This is a genomic window from Capnocytophaga felis, from assembly GCF_009684755.1.
Taxonomy (GTDB): Bacteria; Bacteroidota; Bacteroidia; order Flavobacteriales; family Flavobacteriaceae; genus Capnocytophaga; species Capnocytophaga felis.
On sequence record NZ_BLBC01000005.1, the window covers coordinates 113392 to 130542 of the forward strand.

Sequence of the window (17151 nt, forward strand, 5' to 3'; positions counted from 1 at the left end):
CTCAATTATATTTTTTTCATTTGCAACAATCTTTTATTTATAACAAATCTAAATAATTTTATCAAAAATAAAACTATGCCAAAAGTAACTCCTAAACTTTTTAAAATACTCAACGACAAACAAGTAGAAGAAGTTCTTACACGCTTATATAAAGAAACCTTAGCACAAAACGGAAAAATTCTTTGGCACTTTTTACCCAAAATATTTCAACTTTTAGGCAAAGGGATTGATTGGAAAACCGAAAACGAATCTTTTTACGACGGCAAATACATTCCGATACACCCGCACCAAGGTACATTTTTGTATATGCAGGCTCGTGCCTTAAACGCTAAAAGTATTTTGGAATTTGGCACTTCGTACGGAATTTCCACCATTTACTTGGCAAAGGCAGCCAAAGAAAACGGCGGTAAGGTAATCACTACCGAATATCTTCCTGAAAAAGTAAAAAAAGCCAAAGAAAATATCGCCCAAGCAGGGCTTTCCCCTTATGTAGAAATCCTTGAAGGAGATGCCAGAGAAACGCTCAAACAAGTAAATACCACCTACGATTTTGTGCTGCTTGACGGCTGGCCTAACTTGGTATTTCCTATATTTAAACTGATACAAAATCAACTGAAAAAAGGGGCGGTAATTGCGGTAGATGACGTACAAGGATTTGCCCCTTCTATGCAAGATTATTTGGACTTTGTACGTAATCCGTCAAACGGTTTTCTTTCAACAACTGTTTATCCTAAAAAAGCAATGGAATTTTCTATTGTATTATAAATCAACAAAAAAGAGGATATTTCTGTCAGGCTGAGCGTAGTCGAAGCCTTATCATTATAAGGCTTCGACTACGCTCAGCCTGACAATCAGAACCACCATCATACTTTTTATAACACGACCAAATTAGAAAAACATTTTCCAACAAAATTTTATCAATTCACTTAATTGAAAAAAATCACTTCTTAATTCTAATTCTCATATACTGACGTTCCTCGTTGTAATTCCCTTCTTCGTCCCAAAACTTTACCCGATGGTTCACCGGAATATAAAAACAATTATCACTACCCCAAAAGGCATTATCAGCATTCCAATTGTAAGCCATCCAATTTTTAAAACCTGCCAGAAGAATCTGTTTGATTTGTAAATGATTATCAATAACGTACAGACACAAATCGCTATTCAAATCATAAGGACTTGTAAATATACAAATTATATGCCTTTTATCAGGGGAAATATACGGAAAATCTGCAAATGAAATTTCCTTTCCTGTTTTTTTATCAACAAATCTATAATCATAGGCTTCCCAATAACTGCCCGAAATCACAAACTGATTCATAAATTCAATCTGTCCTTCATACTTGAATATCTGCTGATTATCCATATCCGTATTGGGATTTACATCCTTGAAAACAACAACAGAATCCAAGCACGGCAAAGCAATTGTATTATTTTTTTTGACAATCGTCAACGTATCACGTAAAAGAAAATCAACAGCCGATGTCTTCGCTTTTTCATATGAAGATTTATCAACAAATTCAAAGCTGACAAGCGTATCCAATGCAACGGAAGTCTCAAAAAATTCTACCCCATCTTCTTCATTCTTCCCGAGATATTGAAGCATACTCAAATCGGAATCAATAAGCGAAATTTGACTCAAACCACCTACTTTCTCCTTTAGCACATAAGCATAACTCCCTGTATCAGAATTTATTACTTTATAAAAATCGCCCTCTTCGCCCTCAATTTCCAACAAATAACCATATTCCAAATATTCTTGGTCTTTGGCATTTTCACTCGGATTTTCCTTAAAATGAGCTCCTTGTCGGTCAATAACATATTTTTTTATTTTTGAAACATTGTTCTTTTCATATTCGGGAATTGTATCTGTGGATTTTTTGGAGGTTTCACTTTCAGAAGGAGCATTTTTATTTTCAAAATACTGACAACCAACTAAAAGAAACAATATCAATGGTACAATAATTCTTCTCATATTTTTCTCTGTTGAAGGCTGAAAATTTATTTTGTGGAATGCAATCCGCATTCTTTTTTGCTTTTATCTTCCCACCACCAACGACCGGCACGAAAATCTTCACCTTCTTTAATGGCACGCGTACAAGGCTGGCAACCAATGCTAATAAAACCTTTATCGTGCAGCGGATTGTAAGGAACACCTTTGGCACGCAAAAAGTCCAAAACTTCGGTGGTTTTCCAATGTAAAATCGGGTGGAACTTGATAATTTGGTTCACTTCGTCCCACTCCACTTGTGGCATTTGCTCCCGATTTGGGGATTGTTCTGCCCGAAGCCCCGTAATCCATACTTTATTTCCTGACAAAGCTCTTTTCAAGGGTTCAACCTTCCGAATGTAACAGCATTCTTTACGAAGTTCAGCAGAATTATAAAAGGCATTTATCCCGTTGGTTTTCACATAGTTTTCAATTGATTCTGACTCAGGATAATACGGAATTGTGATGGCTTGATAGCTCATATCGGTTTTGTCCCACGTGGAATACGTTTCGGGAAACATTCGTCCCGTATCAAGAGTAAAAATTTTTATCGGAATATTGTTAGCTCGTATAAAATGCGTAATTACCTGATCTTCCATACCAAAGCTGGTAGAAAAAACAACCTTATCAGGAAAAAAAGAAGCCAAAAACCGTAACGATTCTATTTCATCTTTCCCAAAAAGTTGCTGTTGAAGTAGTTCTGCTTGTCCGCTCATTTTAAATTTTTTTAGAGAGCAAAAATATTGATTATTTTTCAAATAAAAAATTGTTTGAAACCTACGAATCTTCAAAGTTCCAAACAATTATTTTCATTCCAAATAACCTATTTAATATTTCAAATATTTTTTAATTTTCTCAAGAGGAATTTTCAACTCAAAAATTCCTTCAGCATAAGGTGCAACCTCATAAGGATTGTAATACAACACTAAATATCCACCCACAATTCCCACACTTTCAGGAAAGTGAAACTTATCATCTTCAAACCAAAATCCTTTTTCATTCAGGCTATCTACCGAGATATTTTGTTCCTCCTTGAAGTGATTTTCAGCAATTTTAAGCACTTCCGAAAAATCTGTAAACAAATCCTCTCTTTCTATTATCTCCCCATTGGAAATATCGAAATTCAAAAACACTTTTGACTCAATCCCTTGAGCACCACCTACATATGAATACCGATTTGAAACCACCGAAAGCATTTTCTCATTTTGAAAAGAAATGCTATCACTTAAAATCAACTCATAAGCGGAAATATTCGGGAAATGCTGATGCAAATTATTATAATCCTTCATAAAAGATTCCAAACTTTCCTCAATGGTCATATCTGTATTTTTCAAGGAATCAATTTGGTTGCTCAGTAAAAAGTTAACCACCTGCGATTCAATTTCCCTATTAAAGTTTTCTGCAAACTTGTTGGGTCTTTTGCAAATTAAATAATTCAAGTTTATTGAAGGACAGTCTTCTTCACAGTTTTCCGGACTTTTTTCGATTATTTTTTCAGTAAATTTAGGTTTGTCGGAACAAGCCACAGTGAAAATTAAAAGAAAAACAAGTAAAAGTTTTCTCATAGTATTGTTATTTTAACGTAGATTTTCAAGAAGTTACTTTTTGAGCATAAATATTTCTGCAAACCATCGATGAAAGTGTAACTTCCTTATTATTAACCAAAACAACCATTGAATTATCAAATTTCTCCTTGCTAAGAACTGTTATCTCATCTCCCAAAGCAATTGAAACTTTGTTCAAATAAAGTAAAAACTCTTTTGAAGTATTTTTTACCGCAACACAAATCCCTGTTTCATTTTCCTCAAATTCGCTGAGCAATATTTTAATTGTTTTTTCAAAGATACCTTCTTTATTTGGGATTGGGTCTCCGTGCGGATCGGTTTCAGGAAATCCTAAAAAGGCATCCAAACGCTCAATCAATTTTTCGGACTCGATATGCTCCAATTCCTCAGCAATTTCGTGTACTTCATCCCACGAGAAATTCAATTTTTCTACCAAAAACACTTCCCACAAACGATGTTTTCGCACAATTGAAATCGCTTTTTTTCTCCCTAAAGAAGTTAATGTAACTCCCTGATATCTAACATAATTAATAAGTTTTTTATCAGAAAGTTTTTTAAGCATATCTGTTACAGAGGAAGCCTTCGTGTTCATCACCTCTGCAATGGCGTTAGTGTTTACCTCCTCTTCTGCTTCATTAAAAAGATGAAAAATTGTTTTCAGGTAATTTTCTTCAGATAAAGTCATTTATAATTTGTTTGTATAAACAAAGAATCCGTCCATAGGTTTGCTCTAATCAGATAAAACCACACGGACGGTTTCCCTCCTTATTAACCTAATCTATTCGTTTTCCAGTTCTGTAAACAAAGCTTTTAACTCAGTAGCATCGTGCGGCTTCATTTTTCCGGCGAGCACCAAACTAAGTTGTCTTCGGCGTAATGCTCCCTCGTAACGTACTTTTTCAAGTTCAGTTTCCGGCTGAATTTCAGGAATTTTCACAGGACGACCATTTTCATCAACCGCAACAAAAGTATAAATTGCTTCATTTGCTTTAACTCTTTCCCCCGTGACGTGGTCTTCAACCCAAACATCTAAATACACTTCCATCGAAGTGGAAAAAGCCCTTGAAATTGAAGCCTCTACAGTTACAATGCTTCCTAATTGAATACTGTGATTGAAAGCAACATGATTTACCGAAGCTGTTACTGCCAAATGATGAGAATGCCTTTGAGCTGCAATACTTGCCGCTCTATCCATACGCGCCAAAAGCTCGCCACCAAACATATGGTGCAGGTGATTCGTTTCTCCTGTTAGCACCAAATCAGTTAAAATAGTGCGTGAATCAGATGGTGTTTTTTTCTGCATATAGTATCAATTACGGATTAACTAAAATCCAGCCACCATCTAATTTTTTCTGTTCTTTCGCTTCTTTTACTTCTTTTTTCAAAGCCTCCGCTTCTGCCATATTATCAAATCCGGCATAACTTACTTGGTAAAGTCCTTTTGCATTTTTCCCTATTACAGAAGCATTCTTGTATCCCAATTTTCTGAGTTGTTCCACTCTTGTACGTGCATTTTTCTCTTCTTTGAAAGCCCCTGCAATAACTTGGAATTTTTTATTCTTAGTAGAAGAAGTCTCTTTTACAGTTGCCGGAGCTACTTCCTTCTTAATCTCTTTTTTAACTTCTTTCACAACCTCTTTGGGTGTAACAACCTCTTTTTTAACCTCTTTAACTTCAGATTTAACAACTTCTGTTGTTTGAGGAGACATCGTTTCCTGACTTGCTTCAGCTTTTGATTTTGAAAGTTCTTTTACCTTTACTGCATTTAGTGAAATTGTAGGCAATGTCAAAGGAATTGTAAAAGTGGCTTCACTCAATTTTTGTTGCACTTGTTCCTCAATTTGGCTTTCGGTAATAGTTATTTCATTTTGAGGCTCGTCTGTAATTATATCCTCCCCAAAAAGTTTAAACGCACCAAAAGCAAGTAGCCCCAATCCAACAATTGCAATTGCGGTATATGCCAAAAACGGACGCTTTTTAGCTCTTTTCGGTTCTTCTTTTCGCTGGCGATTTACAAAAGTATTTTCTGTTTTTGCTTCTTTTTCAACGGGCAAATCCAAAGTTGGGGTAATCTGTTTTTCAACAGGTTTAATAACTTCCTCTACCTCAGCAATTTCGTGAGGAACAAAAGCCGACATCCCGAATGAATCTGTAAGATAATTAACATCTTCAAACACCTCAAAAGCAAGTCTTCCTTCTGGCGTTTGCCTCAAAACACCAATATTATTAAGTGTAAGATTTTCACCTTGTTGTAAAATCTTCTTCCAACCTTCAACAGTCAGATTAACATAATCTTCAACCAGATTATAATCAACCCCTGAAGTTTCAGAAATATATTTAATCAATAATCCGTCATTTGAGTGCAAACTCGCATTGAAAGTTAGCTCACGTTTCGGCGGAACAAAAGTTTTATCCTCAAATAATCTTGCCGATTTTCTGTTGGAAATAAATGCTCCAAACTTCGGAATTATCACACATTGATGCTTATAAAGTAGCTCTTCAATATATTCATTAAGATCTTTCATAACTACATAAATTTTAAGTTACTATAAATTAAGTCCATAACCAATGGAAAGTCAAAGGTATATATTTTTTTTATCTCCAACAAATTTATTTTTAAAATAAAAATATAAAACACTAAATATCAATAAGTTAAAAAACTAATTTAACTTAGATTTATCCATTACAGTGACCTCGCCAAGAATCGAACTTGGATCAAAAGTTTAGGAAACTTCTATTCTATCCGTTGAACTACGAGGCCTTTTACCTTAAATTCGAACGACAAAAATAATCTTTTTTTTTGAAAGTTTTAAGATTTCTTGAACTTTTCCGTAAATATATTTTCCTTAATTTTGCAAGTCGGCACGAAACATATTATATTTCAATCTTTTTAAACCTTTATAAATTTATTTTCAATACTATGAAACACCTTTTTTCAGTTTTTTTCACAGTATTTTCTCTTACTCTTTCTGCACAAGAAACACTTCCGCTTTCAATTCGCCAAAAAGCAGAATTGAAGGAGAAATCGTGGGTAAAAGAAACTCCTTTTGAAAAAATTCACACCGCTGATATTGGCAACAAAATCAACACTTTTAGTGTGAATATTTATAATGCCAATGAAGTTGTTATCGCTCCAAATTCAGGTGGACTTTGGCACAGCCAAAATGGTGGAGAAACTTTCGAGTTTATTTTTGAAAACCAACCTACGCAACAAATCAATGCCTTAGCCATAGATTGGAAAACGGGAGTAATTTGGGTAGGAACACCTTACGGATTATTTGCCTCTCTTGACAAAGGTAAAACGTGGGAATTCAAAGGGTTAGCTTCTTCACAAAATATAAGTTCCATCACAATTAATCCTAAAAACACAGAGGAAGTTGTAGTGGGAGTACTTGGAAATCAGTACAATGCAGATGAAAAAAGAGGAATTTTCAAAACCAATGACGGAGGGAAAACTTGGCAACACAAACTCTTCATCGGAACACGTGCCGGCGTCCGACAGATTGTAGCAACTAATAACAGTAATACTCTTTTTGCTTCTGTTTGGCACTCTGAAAATTCATACTGGGAATCAAAACCTTATGGTGATTTGAGTTGCATATACAAAAGTAATAATGGAGGCGAGAGTTGGAGTAAAATCACACAATCCAATGGCTTTTTAAATGGAAATTTCGTTGGAAAAATAGGTTTGGCTGTTTACGACCAAAACAATATTTATGCCGTTGTGGATAATCGCTCTGCAAAAACAAGAAATTCTGCATCAAAAAGTGTGGATAAAACGACCAAAATTCACCTTTCTGACCGCGATTTTGAAACTATGAGCAAGTCCGATTTTTTGAATTTAGATAACAACCAACTCGATGCTTTCCTGCACAACATAGGTTTGAACGAAAAATATACGGCTGTAAATCTAAAAAATATGATTTCCGCAGAAATTACCTCTCCTTCAAGACTTTTTTCTTTCTTAGGAGTTAAACATCAAGAAGTTGTGGGAGCAGAAATTTATTTTAGTAATGATGGCGGAACTTCTTGGAAGAAAACACATTCAGCTCCACTAAACGACACTTTTTATCAAAATGGAGACGATTTTGCGAGCATTACGGTGAATCCAACAAATAAAAATCATATATTTATTGGTGGTTTTCCTCTTTTAGAATCAGTTGATGGGGGAAAATCTTGGAGAAACAAACATTCTATTTCTCTTCAAAACGGATTTTATAAAATTCATTATCAATCGAATACTCTTTTTGCTACGACCAAAAATGGTTTCTCAATTTCATACGATAATGGTAAAAATTGGTCTTTAAAAAATGCTCCCCAATCAATGTCTTTTGACAAGATTGTGTACGATAAAAACAAAAACACCTTTTATTTGGCAGGGGAACAAGGTATTTTGATGAAAAATAACTCACAATGGAATAAAATTCTGTCTCAATCACAGATTATTTCAGGGAATAAATTATATGTTGGAGCAGAAAATGGCAGTTTTTATGACTTTGACAACAATAAAAACGTACTAACTCCACTGGGTTCAATGTATTTTTCAGAAAATAAAGCTCCTTTACGATTTGGAAAGCTAACTCCCTTGCTAATTTCGCCTCAAAACAGTGATATTTTATATGCAGGAAGCAATAAATTACACATTTCAATGGACAAAGGGAAAAATTGGCGTACCATTTCTGAAGATTTGACTAATGGCGATAAAAAAGGAAACAAACCTTATGGAACTATCTCTTCCATCGCTGAATCTCCTTTCCTTTTTGGATTGATTTACACAGGAAGCGATGATGGAATGATTCAGGTTTCAAACAATGGGGGCGTTTCTTGGCAAATGATTTACAATGCATTCCCTAAACCATTAAATGTAAATAATTTAGTCGCTTCAAGGCACAATCGAAATCGAGTTATTGCCACCCTTAAAAGCACCGATGAAAATAACCGTGAGCCTTTCATATTTTTAAGCAATGATTTGGGTAAAACTTGGACTGAAATTCGTTCCGATTTACCTGAAAGTAGCATCAATGTTATTAAGGAAGACCCTAAAAATGAACAGATTTTATACGTAGGAACTAACAATGGACTTTATGTTTCTTTCAATTTGGGAGAAAGCTGGCATCCTTTTGCTAAAAATTTGCCAGAAACAGGAATTTTAGATATTTTCGTAGATGAAAATAATGGCGAAATGCTTGTTTCCACTGAAGGAAGTGGTGTTTACAAAACCTCTGTTGACATTCTGCAAGACCTTCGTGCCGCAATCATAGCACAAGATTTTTATCCGTTGCAGGAGAAAGTTCGTGTTCCGCATTCACCACTTTGGGGAAACACGTGGAATGAATGGGAAAAACCAAACACTCCGGAAATTCTTTTTTACGGATTTGCAGCTAAAGAAGGCTTATCTGTAAGTGTAAAAATAATGAAAGGAAAAGCAACGTTACAATCTTTCACGTACAAAACCAACAAAGGATTCAACTATATTCCTTATGACTTAACTATCTCAGATGTAGGAAAATTAATGTATGAGAAAAGTTTACAAAGACTGATTCTGACTGCTTCTGTTGATAAAAAATATTATCTCCCGAAAGGAAAATACAAAGTGGTTTTCAATATTGGAGATGGCTTTGAGGAAGAAAGGGAGCTTGAAATTTACTAATTAAAAAAGGCAGGATTAATCAAATTAATCTTGCCTTTTTATTTTTATTTGAATATTTCGTTTGCTACTTCGTTAATCAAATATTCTTTTTGCTCTCCGGTTTGCATATTTTTCAGGACAAAACTTTCCTTTTCACATTCCGATTCGCCAATTAAAACCACAAAAGGAATGTTTCGCTTATCGGCATACGCCATTTGTTTCTTCATTTTTGCCGATTCAGGATATAATTCCGTTTTTTTTCCTAAAGAACGTAGTTTTTGAATGAGTTTTAAGCTTTGCAAGGCTTCTTTTTCTCCAAAATTGATACAAAGTACATCCAAAGTATCTCCAATTTCTTGCGGAAACAGATTTAATTCCTCCATCACGAGGCAAATACGGTCTAACCCGAAAGAAATTCCCACACCGCTAATGCCTTTAAGCCCAAAAATACTGGTAAGGTCATCGTATCGACCGCCTCCACCAATAGAACCCATCGCAATTCCCTCAGGAGCAGCCACTTCAAAAATAGCTCCTGTGTAGTAATTTAATCCACGGGCAAGCGTTACGTCCAAATCCAGAATAGCAGTTTGTAACGATAATTGTGTAATGGCTTTTTCAATAAACTCCAATTCTTCGATGCCTTTTCTGCCTGTTTCAGAGTCTTTTAGAATCTCTTTCAGAAGATGTATTTTCTCAGAAAAACTACCACCGAGACTAAAAATCGGATTTATTTTTTCAATCGCCTGATTAGAAATTCCTTTGGAAAGCATTTCTTTCACAACACCTTCCTTCCCGATTTTATCCAATTTATCCAAAGCTACCGTAAAATCAATCAATTTTTCGCTTTCGCCGATGACCTCAGCAAAACCACTTAATATTTTTCGATTATTGATTTTTATGGTTACTCCTATCAAATTCAGCGAAGTAAAAACAGAATCATATAACTGTACAAACTCTACTTCCTGCCACAGACTGTTGCTGCCCACCACATCGGCATCACATTGGTAAAACTCACGGAAACGCCCCTTTTGCGGACGGTCAGCACGCCAAACAGGTTGAATTTGAAACCGCTTAAACGGAAACGTAATATCATTCTGATGCTGAACCACATACCGAGCGAAAGGTACCGTAAGGTCATATCGCAATGCCTTTTCACAAATCTGCGGAGTGAGCTTACCCACGTTTTTGGTTTCCCAATCGGTTGAATTCACTTTTTCAGCAAAATTCCCAGAATTTAAAATTTTGAAAATCAGACGATCACCTTCCTCTCCATATTTTCCCATTAGCGTTTCGTAATTTTCAAAACTCGGAGTTTCAATGGGTTGGAAGCCAAATTTCACAAATTCGGTTCGTATTTTATCTATGATGTAATTGCGTTTTGCCAATTCCGTAGGGGAAAAATCCCGCGTTCCTTTGGATAGGCTGGGTTTTTGTATTGCCATAAATTCCTTATCTTAACAAACAGGCGGCAAAGGTAAGAATTTAATTTGAAAAGCTCCGAATTGGTTAATTTTTCATTACCTTTGCCGAGATTTAACAAATTCATTTTATACAACCAAACACATATTATTTATGCGTAAATTGACATTATGCTTCTCAGCATTGCTTATGTTATTCTCTGTAAATGAAGTAAATGCACAGCTTTTTGGAAAATCCAAGAAAAAAGCCCAAGCCGAGGCTGAAGCCAAGAAAAAAGCCGAAGCGGCTAAACCCAAAGGATTTGATGCCGTAATCCCAAAAACGGCAAAAACCACACAAGGACTATTCACCGTCCACAAAGTAAACGACAAGTATTTCTACCAAATTCCTGATTCTTTATTGGGTAAAGAAATGCTGATGGTTACCCGTATTTCCAAAACGGCAACAGGCATCGGATTTGGAGGGGAAGAGGCTAACAATCAGGTAATTCGATGGGAAAAGAAAGATAAAAAAATATTGGTAAGAATGGTGTCGCACAGCATCATTGCCAGCGACAGTCTGCCGATTTATGAGGCGGTTATCAACTCGAATGTAGAGCCTATTTTGGCAAGTTTCGATATTAAAACACGAGGGAAAGACAGCATTTCATCGGTTATTGAAGTCAATGAACTTTTCGATAAAGACACCAAACCTTTCGGACTTTCAGAACGTTACCGAAAACAATATAAAGTCGGAGGTATAGACCCAAAACGAAGTTTTATCGACCGTATTAAAACTTTTCCTAAAAACATTGAAGTGCGTAGCATCAAAACCTACAATGCCGCTGAACCACCTGCTCATACCAGTCGTATTGCGGGAATTATCACGGTGGAAATCAATAATTCAATGATTTTGCTTCCTGAAAAACCGATGAAACGCCGATATTTCGATGAGCGTGTAGGCTGGTTTACCACTCGCCAAACGGATTATGGGCTTCCCGTTCAAAAAACAAAATCTGTCTCATACCTCGACCGTTGGCGATTGGAAGTAAAAGACGAAGACATCGAAAAATTCAAACGTGGCGAATTGGTTGAACCCAAAAAACCTATCGTTTATTATATTGACCGAGCTACCCCAAAAGAATGGGCTCCATACATAAAACAAGGTATCGAAGACTGGCAAAAAGCCTTTGAAGCTGCGGGATTCAAAAATGCCATCATCGCCAAAGACCCGCCTACAAAAGAAGAAGACCCCGATTGGGACCCAGACGATATGCGATATTCAGTGGTGCGTTACTTGGCTTCGCCCATTCCTAACGCTAACGGTCCGCACATCAGCGACCCACGCACAGGAGAAATCCTAAATGCCAACATCAATTGGTATCACAATGTAATGACCTTGCTTCGCAATTGGTTTTTTGTTCAAACGGCAGCCATCAACCCCGAAGCTCAAAAAGCTGCATTCAAAACTGAAATTATGGGACGTTTGATTCGGTTTGTGTCTTCACACGAAGTTGGTCATACCCTCGGATTGCCTCACAATATGGGAAGTAGCCACGCCTATCCTGTGGATTCCTTGCGTTCGGCTTCGTTCACCAAAAAACACGGAACGGCTCCTTCCATTATGGATTACGCCCGATTCAACTATATCGCTCAACCTGAAGACAAAGGCGTAGCTCTGATGCCTGAAATCGGGATTTATGACAAATATGCCATCGCTTGGGGATATCGCCCTATTTTGGACAAATCTGCCGAAGAGGAAAAAGAAATACTCAGTCAGTGGATTTTAAAACACGCTGGCGACCCGCTTTATCGCTTCGGACATCAACAAATGGGACATATTGTTGACCCAAGTTCACAGTCGGAAGATTTGGGAGATGACACTATGAAAGCAAGTACATACGGAATTGCCAACCTAAAACGCATCGTTCCGAATTTGATAAAATGGACAACCAAAGAAGGTGAAACTTACGAAGACTTAAAAGACCTTTACGGACAAGTTTTGGGGCAATATCGCTTGTACATCGGACACGTTGCCGCCAATGTAGGAGGTGTTTATGAGTATTACAAAACCACTGACCAACCCGGAGAAGTGTACGTTTACGTTCCGAAAGACATCCAAAAAAGAGCGGTTCAATTCCTTAATAAAGAAGTATTTAAAACTCCTTCTTGGCTTATTGATGCTTCCATTGTCAAACGCATTGAATATGCGGGGACTTTGGAGCGTATCAAAAACATACAAGCCGTTGGTTTATCACATTTACTCGACATTGCCCGACTACATCGAGTAATTGAGAATGAAGCCATTAACGGAGAAAAAGCCTATAAAGTTACCGAGCTGATGGGCGATATTCGTAAAGGTGTGTGGACAGAACTTACAACCGGAGCAAAAATAGATGCCTATCGCAGAAACTTGCAACGTTCGCACGTGGAAATTTTAGGAAAAATATTACTGGAAACCAAACCATTAGCTCCTGTTCCTCCGAGCCCTTATTTCAAAGGAACCAATGCCAATCCGCATACCTCTGACATTAAGGCTGCCGTTCGTGCCGAACTTTCACAAATCCGCACAATGGCTCGCTCGGCATCTTCGGCAGATGTTATGACCAAAAATCATCTGAAAGACATCGTTGCCCGTATCGATAAGTTGTTCGAAACGAAATAACAGCACGTAATTTTTCTAAAAAGGAATTATTAATTTGTATTAATTCAGATTAATAATTCCTTTTTTTATTTTTTTCTGACAAAAAATAATTTTTTCTCATTTCAAAATGGTATATTTGCATCCTTTAGAAGCATTTAATTTAAAATATCAATCTCCAAAATAATCATAATAAATAGAGAAACTTATGGAAAATAAAAAGTATTCCAGCAGAGAAAATTCAAATTCACAACGCACCAATAACTACAAGAAAAAAACTTATTCAAGCAACTTCAAAAAGGAATACAATAATAATTCCTCTGAGAATTCTGACTACAAACCAAAATCAAACAACTTCAGAAAAAACAATAACAATCGATTTTCTTCTGAAAAAACAGAAACAAATTCTTACAAAAAAACATATAATCCTAATTTTAAAGAAGATTCAGGACGAAAAAAGACTTATAATCCTAATTTCAAAAAGAATAATGATTATAAAAAACCTTTTGTTAAGAAAAATTACAACAACAATTACGAAAGTGAAGCTCCAACGCCTGTAAATGCAGAAATTCGATTGAATAAATTCATCGCAGATGCTGGAATTTGTTCTCGAAGAAATGCCGATATTTATATCTCATCAGGAAATGTTGAAGTAAACGGAGAGGTAATGACAACGTTGGGATATCGTGTAAAACCTACGGATATTGTAAAATTTGACGGAAAAGTAATTACTTCCGAGAAAAAAGAGTACATCTTGCTAAACAAACCCAAAGGTTTCATCACCACCACAAACGATGAAAAAGGACGAAAAACAGTTATGGATTTGGTAGCAAATGCTACAACGGCTCGTATCTTGCCTGTTGGGCGTTTGGACAGACCAACAACCGGACTTCTGCTACTTACAAATGATGGTGAATTAACCAAAAAATTAACACATCCAACTCACGGAGTACGAAAAATATATCACGTTGTACTTGACAGAAAGCTGGATTATAAGGATTTTATAAAAATCGAAGAAGGAATTGAGCTTGAAGACGGATTTATCCAAGTTGATGAAATTAGCTATGTGAACGACAAACCTAAAAATGAAATCGGGGTAAAAATTCACAGTGGAAGAAACCGCATCGTACGCCGTATTTTTGAGCATTTGGGTTACAATGTTGAAAAATTAGACCGTGTTGTTTTTGCAGGATTAACAAAAAAAGACCTTCCTCGAGGACATTGGAGAAGACTAACTCAACAAGAAATCATAAATTTGAAAAACATAAAATAACAACGAACTGCCTGAATGGCAGTTCGTTGTTTATAAATTCATATACCAAGCATATTTCTTGTAATAAGAAGATAATACTAAACTCGGTTCTTTCAAAAAAACATAAGTTGTTAATCCTGAATGGGCATTAATCTCTAACTGTTTGGCAAACTTGGGAGTATGTGCTTTGTAAAGAATCAATTTTTCTAAAATTTTTCTGATATTTTGAAGCTGGATTGTGTTTCTTTCATCAAGTTTTTCTAAGTAATCATAAAAATCGTAAAAAATGGGATTTTTGGAGCGATCAAATCGTTGAATTTTTTGTTCCTTAATAAAATCAACAGATTGTTTTTCAAAAATCTGAAAATTTTTAACCGCTTGTGCTAACTCATCAAAAAAACAATTTTCAGTAACGCTAATCGTTGCCGAACGATACATTCCTTTTTTATTATTGTAGAAATCATAAAAATATGTTGCCCAATGTATTGGTGTTTTGCTGTCATCAAAGAACATAGATGTAAGTGATTGATACGGAAATCCCGTTTGCAAAATTTCTGCTGATGAAGCAATGAAATATTTTGACTTTTTACGTAACTCATACAAAACCTCAACAGAAGCCATAAAACAAGCATCAAAAATAATGGTGTCAAAACCATTATCAGGAAGCACTTCAGAAAGATCAAAAATACTCATTTCGTGTCCTTTATCTTTCCCAAATGATTTTGAAGGAACACTAAAATCCTGTTCTAAATCAAACTTTTGCGGAAGCCAACCCGTTCCGTGTGACCATAAAATAAGCGTGTATTTATCTGAAGGAAATTGCAATTTTATATCGGTAAGTATTTTCTTCATCACCTCCTTGTCGGAAGACTGAAAATCAGTTAAATGAGGCAAAATTTTAATATTTTCAGTTGCTTCGATTTTGAAAACAGAAGGGCGTTTATCACGAATGTAATCAGGAGTATCAAGCACTACTACAAAATTTCCGTCAAATGAATCTTTCCATTGATTTTCAATATCCTGAATATTTTTTTCAGCGTACAGATATAAATCATTATCTGCCATTGCATACAAAATAACCGTATGTTTTTTATACGGAAAAATAGTTTCGGGCTTTTCTATATCCAATTCATCCTCAGAACAAGCAACCAATAGCAAAATAAAAAACAGAGACAAAAACTTTGGATATGACATATTCTTAAAAAATATAATCCCTCAAAATAGTTATTTTTTTGAGGGATTTTTTGAACTTAGAAAAATTTTGATTTAAAACCAATCCCAATCAAAGGGACTACATATTGATAATCCTTAATTTTACCATCAGGTAATTCGTGAGAATCAAAATAATAACTCACTCCTAAACTCACAAAAGGCTTAATTTTGTTGGTTGACAAGGTATTGATATAACATTGAAGTCCTGCTTTTCCTCTGAAAAAAATCCAGTCGGGATTGGATTTTGTAGAAGGATTTAAATCGCAAATACCAAGAGTTACATCTGCCCTAAGCGAAATAACATCATTTGTGCACAAGAGAGTATTGGTATTGATGCCTAAGCCAACAGAAATCCCTTTATGTTTTGCTTTGAGTTCATCTCTGAAAACCATATACGAAACCGGAAACACTACTCCTATCCTAAATTTTTCAGAAAATTCATATCCTCCAATAAAATCTGCATCCATAGCCGTCATCGCACTCTTGTCTTTACTGAAATTAGAGCCAAAACTGATTTCTATACTTTCATAGAACCCTTTTTGTGCGATTACTTCCAATGACAGAAAGGTAAGTAAAAAAAAGCATATTTTTTTCATAAACTATCTTCTATTAAAACAATATCCCAAACGAGGTAATCCTGCCTTCAAAAGTCCGGTACCTACAACCGCTCCAACCCCTGTATAATAAGACACCCCACCAACAACGGTCCCAACGATTCCAAATGCACAAGTGTTAACAATGCTGTTCCATTGCTTTTTTATCCATCGCCAAGCTCTTCCAAAAAATTTGGTTTCGACTTGTCCTGTTAAAAGTGTTTGAACATCTTCATATACTGAAAGCTGCGTAATTAACCGAGCATTAGATATTGATAAGTAAACGATTATATCTCTTTTTTCATCTTTTAAAAGTGTCTGATTTGTCAAAATTTCTTCAATAAACAAATCTTTTTCTTTATCATAAAGAGATAAAACCTGCTCTGGCAGGGCATCATCGGAAATTGTATCTCCTAATCTTATTAATCTTTCTGAAAAGAGTTTTATGTATTTTTGAAGTGTCTCTACTGAGGTGGTATTTTCAAACTCTTGATAGATACCACTTGACTTGAAAGCCACTCCATTCTCTTTAATTCTATCATTAATTTGATCAATTGTTACAACATCACCCTCTTCCTTTAACTCCTCAACACTTTGTAACATCAACTGATGTTGTGCTTTGTTTGAAACTTCAATTTGTTTGAGTAAATCACTACTTAATAAATTCTCAATGGTATTTACTTCGTTTTGAACATTCTGTTCTTCTGTTTTACTACAAGCCAATACAACGATACTTATTGTGAATAATGTCAATCCCTTAATTTTTTTCTCATTTTTAGTTATTTTTAAAAATTAACTTATTTTTTATTCAAATATTTAAAGCACAAACATACAAAAGTTTTTTATATTTACAAACAATCTAAATAAAAATA

The 17151-nt window shown here is 35.4% G+C and carries 14 protein-coding genes and 1 tRNA gene; 4 read left to right on the forward strand and 11 right to left on the reverse strand.

Annotation, left to right across the window (positions count from 1 at the left end):
• Positions 1-75: 75 nt before the first annotated feature.
• Positions 76-765, forward strand: coding sequence for an O-methyltransferase (locus GN105_RS01790; RefSeq protein ID WP_155283736.1), 690 nt, complete (start codon positions 76-78; stop codon positions 763-765).
• 175 nt (positions 766-940) lie between these two features.
• On the opposite strand, the gene GN105_RS01795 is transcribed toward GN105_RS01790, so the two are convergent.
• The 7 genes from GN105_RS01795 to GN105_RS01825 all read right to left on the reverse strand — a co-directional run bounded on the left by GN105_RS01795 (position 941) and on the right by GN105_RS01825 (position 6316).
• On the reverse strand, positions 941-1975 hold the full coding sequence (locus tag GN105_RS01795) for a hypothetical protein (protein WP_155283737.1): 1035 nt from the start codon (positions 1973-1975) through the stop codon (positions 941-943).
• 26 nt (positions 1976-2001) lie between these two features.
• Positions 2002-2706 carry a phosphoadenylyl-sulfate reductase gene (locus tag GN105_RS01800; RefSeq protein ID WP_155283738.1) on the reverse strand — a complete coding sequence of 235 codons (705 nt, stop codon included), beginning with the start codon at positions 2704-2706 and terminating at the stop codon, positions 2002-2004.
• A 111-nt stretch (positions 2707-2817) separates the two neighbouring features.
• The gene (locus GN105_RS01805) at positions 2818-3555 is read right to left on the reverse strand and encodes a DUF3298 and DUF4163 domain-containing protein (protein ID WP_155283739.1); all 738 of its coding nucleotides are present in this window, start codon (positions 3553-3555) and stop codon (positions 2818-2820) included.
• A 25-nt stretch (positions 3556-3580) separates the two neighbouring features.
• Complete coding sequence (locus GN105_RS01810; RefSeq protein ID WP_155283740.1) at positions 3581-4240, reverse strand: metal-dependent transcriptional regulator; 660 nt, start codon at positions 4238-4240, stop codon at positions 3581-3583.
• Positions 4241-4333: 93 nt separating this feature from the next.
• Entirely contained in the window at positions 4334-4858 is a 525-nt protein-coding gene (locus GN105_RS01815) for an acyl-CoA thioesterase (RefSeq protein ID WP_155283741.1), read from the reverse strand.
• A 10-nt stretch (positions 4859-4868) separates the two neighbouring features.
• Positions 4869-6080 carry an HU domain-containing protein gene (locus tag GN105_RS01820; protein ID WP_155283742.1) on the reverse strand — a complete coding sequence of 404 codons (1212 nt, stop codon included), beginning with the start codon at positions 6078-6080 and terminating at the stop codon, positions 4869-4871.
• 164 nt (positions 6081-6244) lie between these two features.
• A tRNA-Arg gene (locus GN105_RS01825) sits at positions 6245-6316 on the reverse strand.
• 159 nt (positions 6317-6475) lie between these two features.
• On the opposite strand from GN105_RS01825, the gene GN105_RS01830 reads away from it, so the two are divergent.
• On the forward strand, positions 6476-9205 hold the full coding sequence (locus tag GN105_RS01830; RefSeq protein ID WP_155283743.1) for a beta propeller repeat protein: 2730 nt from the start codon (positions 6476-6478) through the stop codon (positions 9203-9205).
• 44 nt (positions 9206-9249) lie between these two features.
• Here GN105_RS01830 and hisS read toward each other — a convergent pair whose 3' ends face one another.
• A complete protein-coding gene (gene hisS / locus GN105_RS01835) occupies positions 9250-10626 on the reverse strand; it encodes a histidine--tRNA ligase (protein ID WP_155283744.1) in 1377 nt (458 codons plus the stop codon).
• A 130-nt stretch (positions 10627-10756) separates the two neighbouring features.
• Here hisS and GN105_RS01840 point away from each other — a divergent pair, with 130 nt between their 5' ends.
• Both GN105_RS01840 and GN105_RS01845 read left to right on the forward strand, forming a co-directional pair.
• Entirely contained in the window at positions 10757-13246 is a 2490-nt protein-coding gene (locus GN105_RS01840) for a zinc-dependent metalloprotease (RefSeq protein WP_155283745.1), read from the forward strand.
• 184 nt (positions 13247-13430) lie between these two features.
• Positions 13431-14495, forward strand: a complete 1065-nt coding sequence (locus GN105_RS01845; RefSeq protein ID WP_155283746.1) for a pseudouridine synthase — start codon at positions 13431-13433, stop codon at positions 14493-14495.
• Positions 14496-14525: 30 nt separating this feature from the next.
• Here GN105_RS01845 and GN105_RS01850 read toward each other — a convergent pair whose 3' ends face one another.
• The 3 genes from GN105_RS01850 to GN105_RS01860 are packed head-to-tail and all read right to left on the reverse strand — an operon-like array spanning position 14526 to position 17032.
• Entirely contained in the window at positions 14526-15668 is a 1143-nt protein-coding gene (locus GN105_RS01850; RefSeq protein WP_155283747.1) for a clostripain-related cysteine peptidase, read from the reverse strand.
• A gap of 56 nt (positions 15669-15724) precedes the next feature.
• Positions 15725-16282, reverse strand: coding sequence for a hypothetical protein (locus tag GN105_RS01855; RefSeq protein ID WP_155283748.1), 558 nt, complete (start codon positions 16280-16282; stop codon positions 15725-15727).
• A 3-nt stretch (positions 16283-16285) separates the two neighbouring features.
• The gene (locus GN105_RS01860) at positions 16286-17032 is read right to left on the reverse strand and encodes a hypothetical protein (protein WP_155283749.1); all 747 of its coding nucleotides are present in this window, start codon (positions 17030-17032) and stop codon (positions 16286-16288) included.
• Positions 17033-17151 lie beyond the last annotated feature (119 nt).

Bases quoted from the DNA above. Each gene is read 5' to 3' on its own strand.
- GN105_RS01795 (WP_155283737.1), bottom strand. From the start codon at position 1,975: ATGAGAAGAATTATTGTACCATTGATATTGTTTCTTTTAGTTGGTTGT.
- GN105_RS01820 (WP_155283742.1), bottom strand. From the start codon at position 6,080: ATGAAAGATCTTAATGAATATATTGAAGAGCTACTTTATAAGCATCAA.
- GN105_RS01800 (WP_155283738.1), bottom strand. From the start codon at position 2,706: ATGAGCGGACAAGCAGAACTACTTCAACAGCAACTTTTTGGGAAAGAT.
- GN105_RS01790 (WP_155283736.1), top strand. From the start codon at position 76: ATGCCAAAAGTAACTCCTAAACTTTTTAAAATACTCAACGACAAACAA.
- GN105_RS01810 (WP_155283740.1), bottom strand. From the start codon at position 4,240: ATGACTTTATCTGAAGAAAATTACCTGAAAACAATTTTTCATCTTTTT.
- GN105_RS01805 (WP_155283739.1), bottom strand. From the start codon at position 3,555: ATGAGAAAACTTTTACTTGTTTTTCTTTTAATTTTCACTGTGGCTTGT.
- GN105_RS01850 (WP_155283747.1), bottom strand. From the start codon at position 15,668: ATGTCATATCCAAAGTTTTTGTCTCTGTTTTTTATTTTGCTATTGGTT.
- GN105_RS01855 (WP_155283748.1), bottom strand. From the start codon at position 16,282: ATGAAAAAAATATGCTTTTTTTTACTTACCTTTCTGTCATTGGAAGTA.
- GN105_RS01830 (WP_155283743.1), top strand. From the start codon at position 6,476: ATGAAACACCTTTTTTCAGTTTTTTTCACAGTATTTTCTCTTACTCTT.
- hisS (WP_155283744.1), bottom strand. From the start codon at position 10,626: ATGGCAATACAAAAACCCAGCCTATCCAAAGGAACGCGGGATTTTTCC.
- GN105_RS01845 (WP_155283746.1), top strand. From the start codon at position 13,431: ATGGAAAATAAAAAGTATTCCAGCAGAGAAAATTCAAATTCACAACGC.
- GN105_RS01840 (WP_155283745.1), top strand. From the start codon at position 10,757: ATGCGTAAATTGACATTATGCTTCTCAGCATTGCTTATGTTATTCTCT.
- GN105_RS01815 (WP_155283741.1), bottom strand. From the start codon at position 4,858: ATGCAGAAAAAAACACCATCTGATTCACGCACTATTTTAACTGATTTG.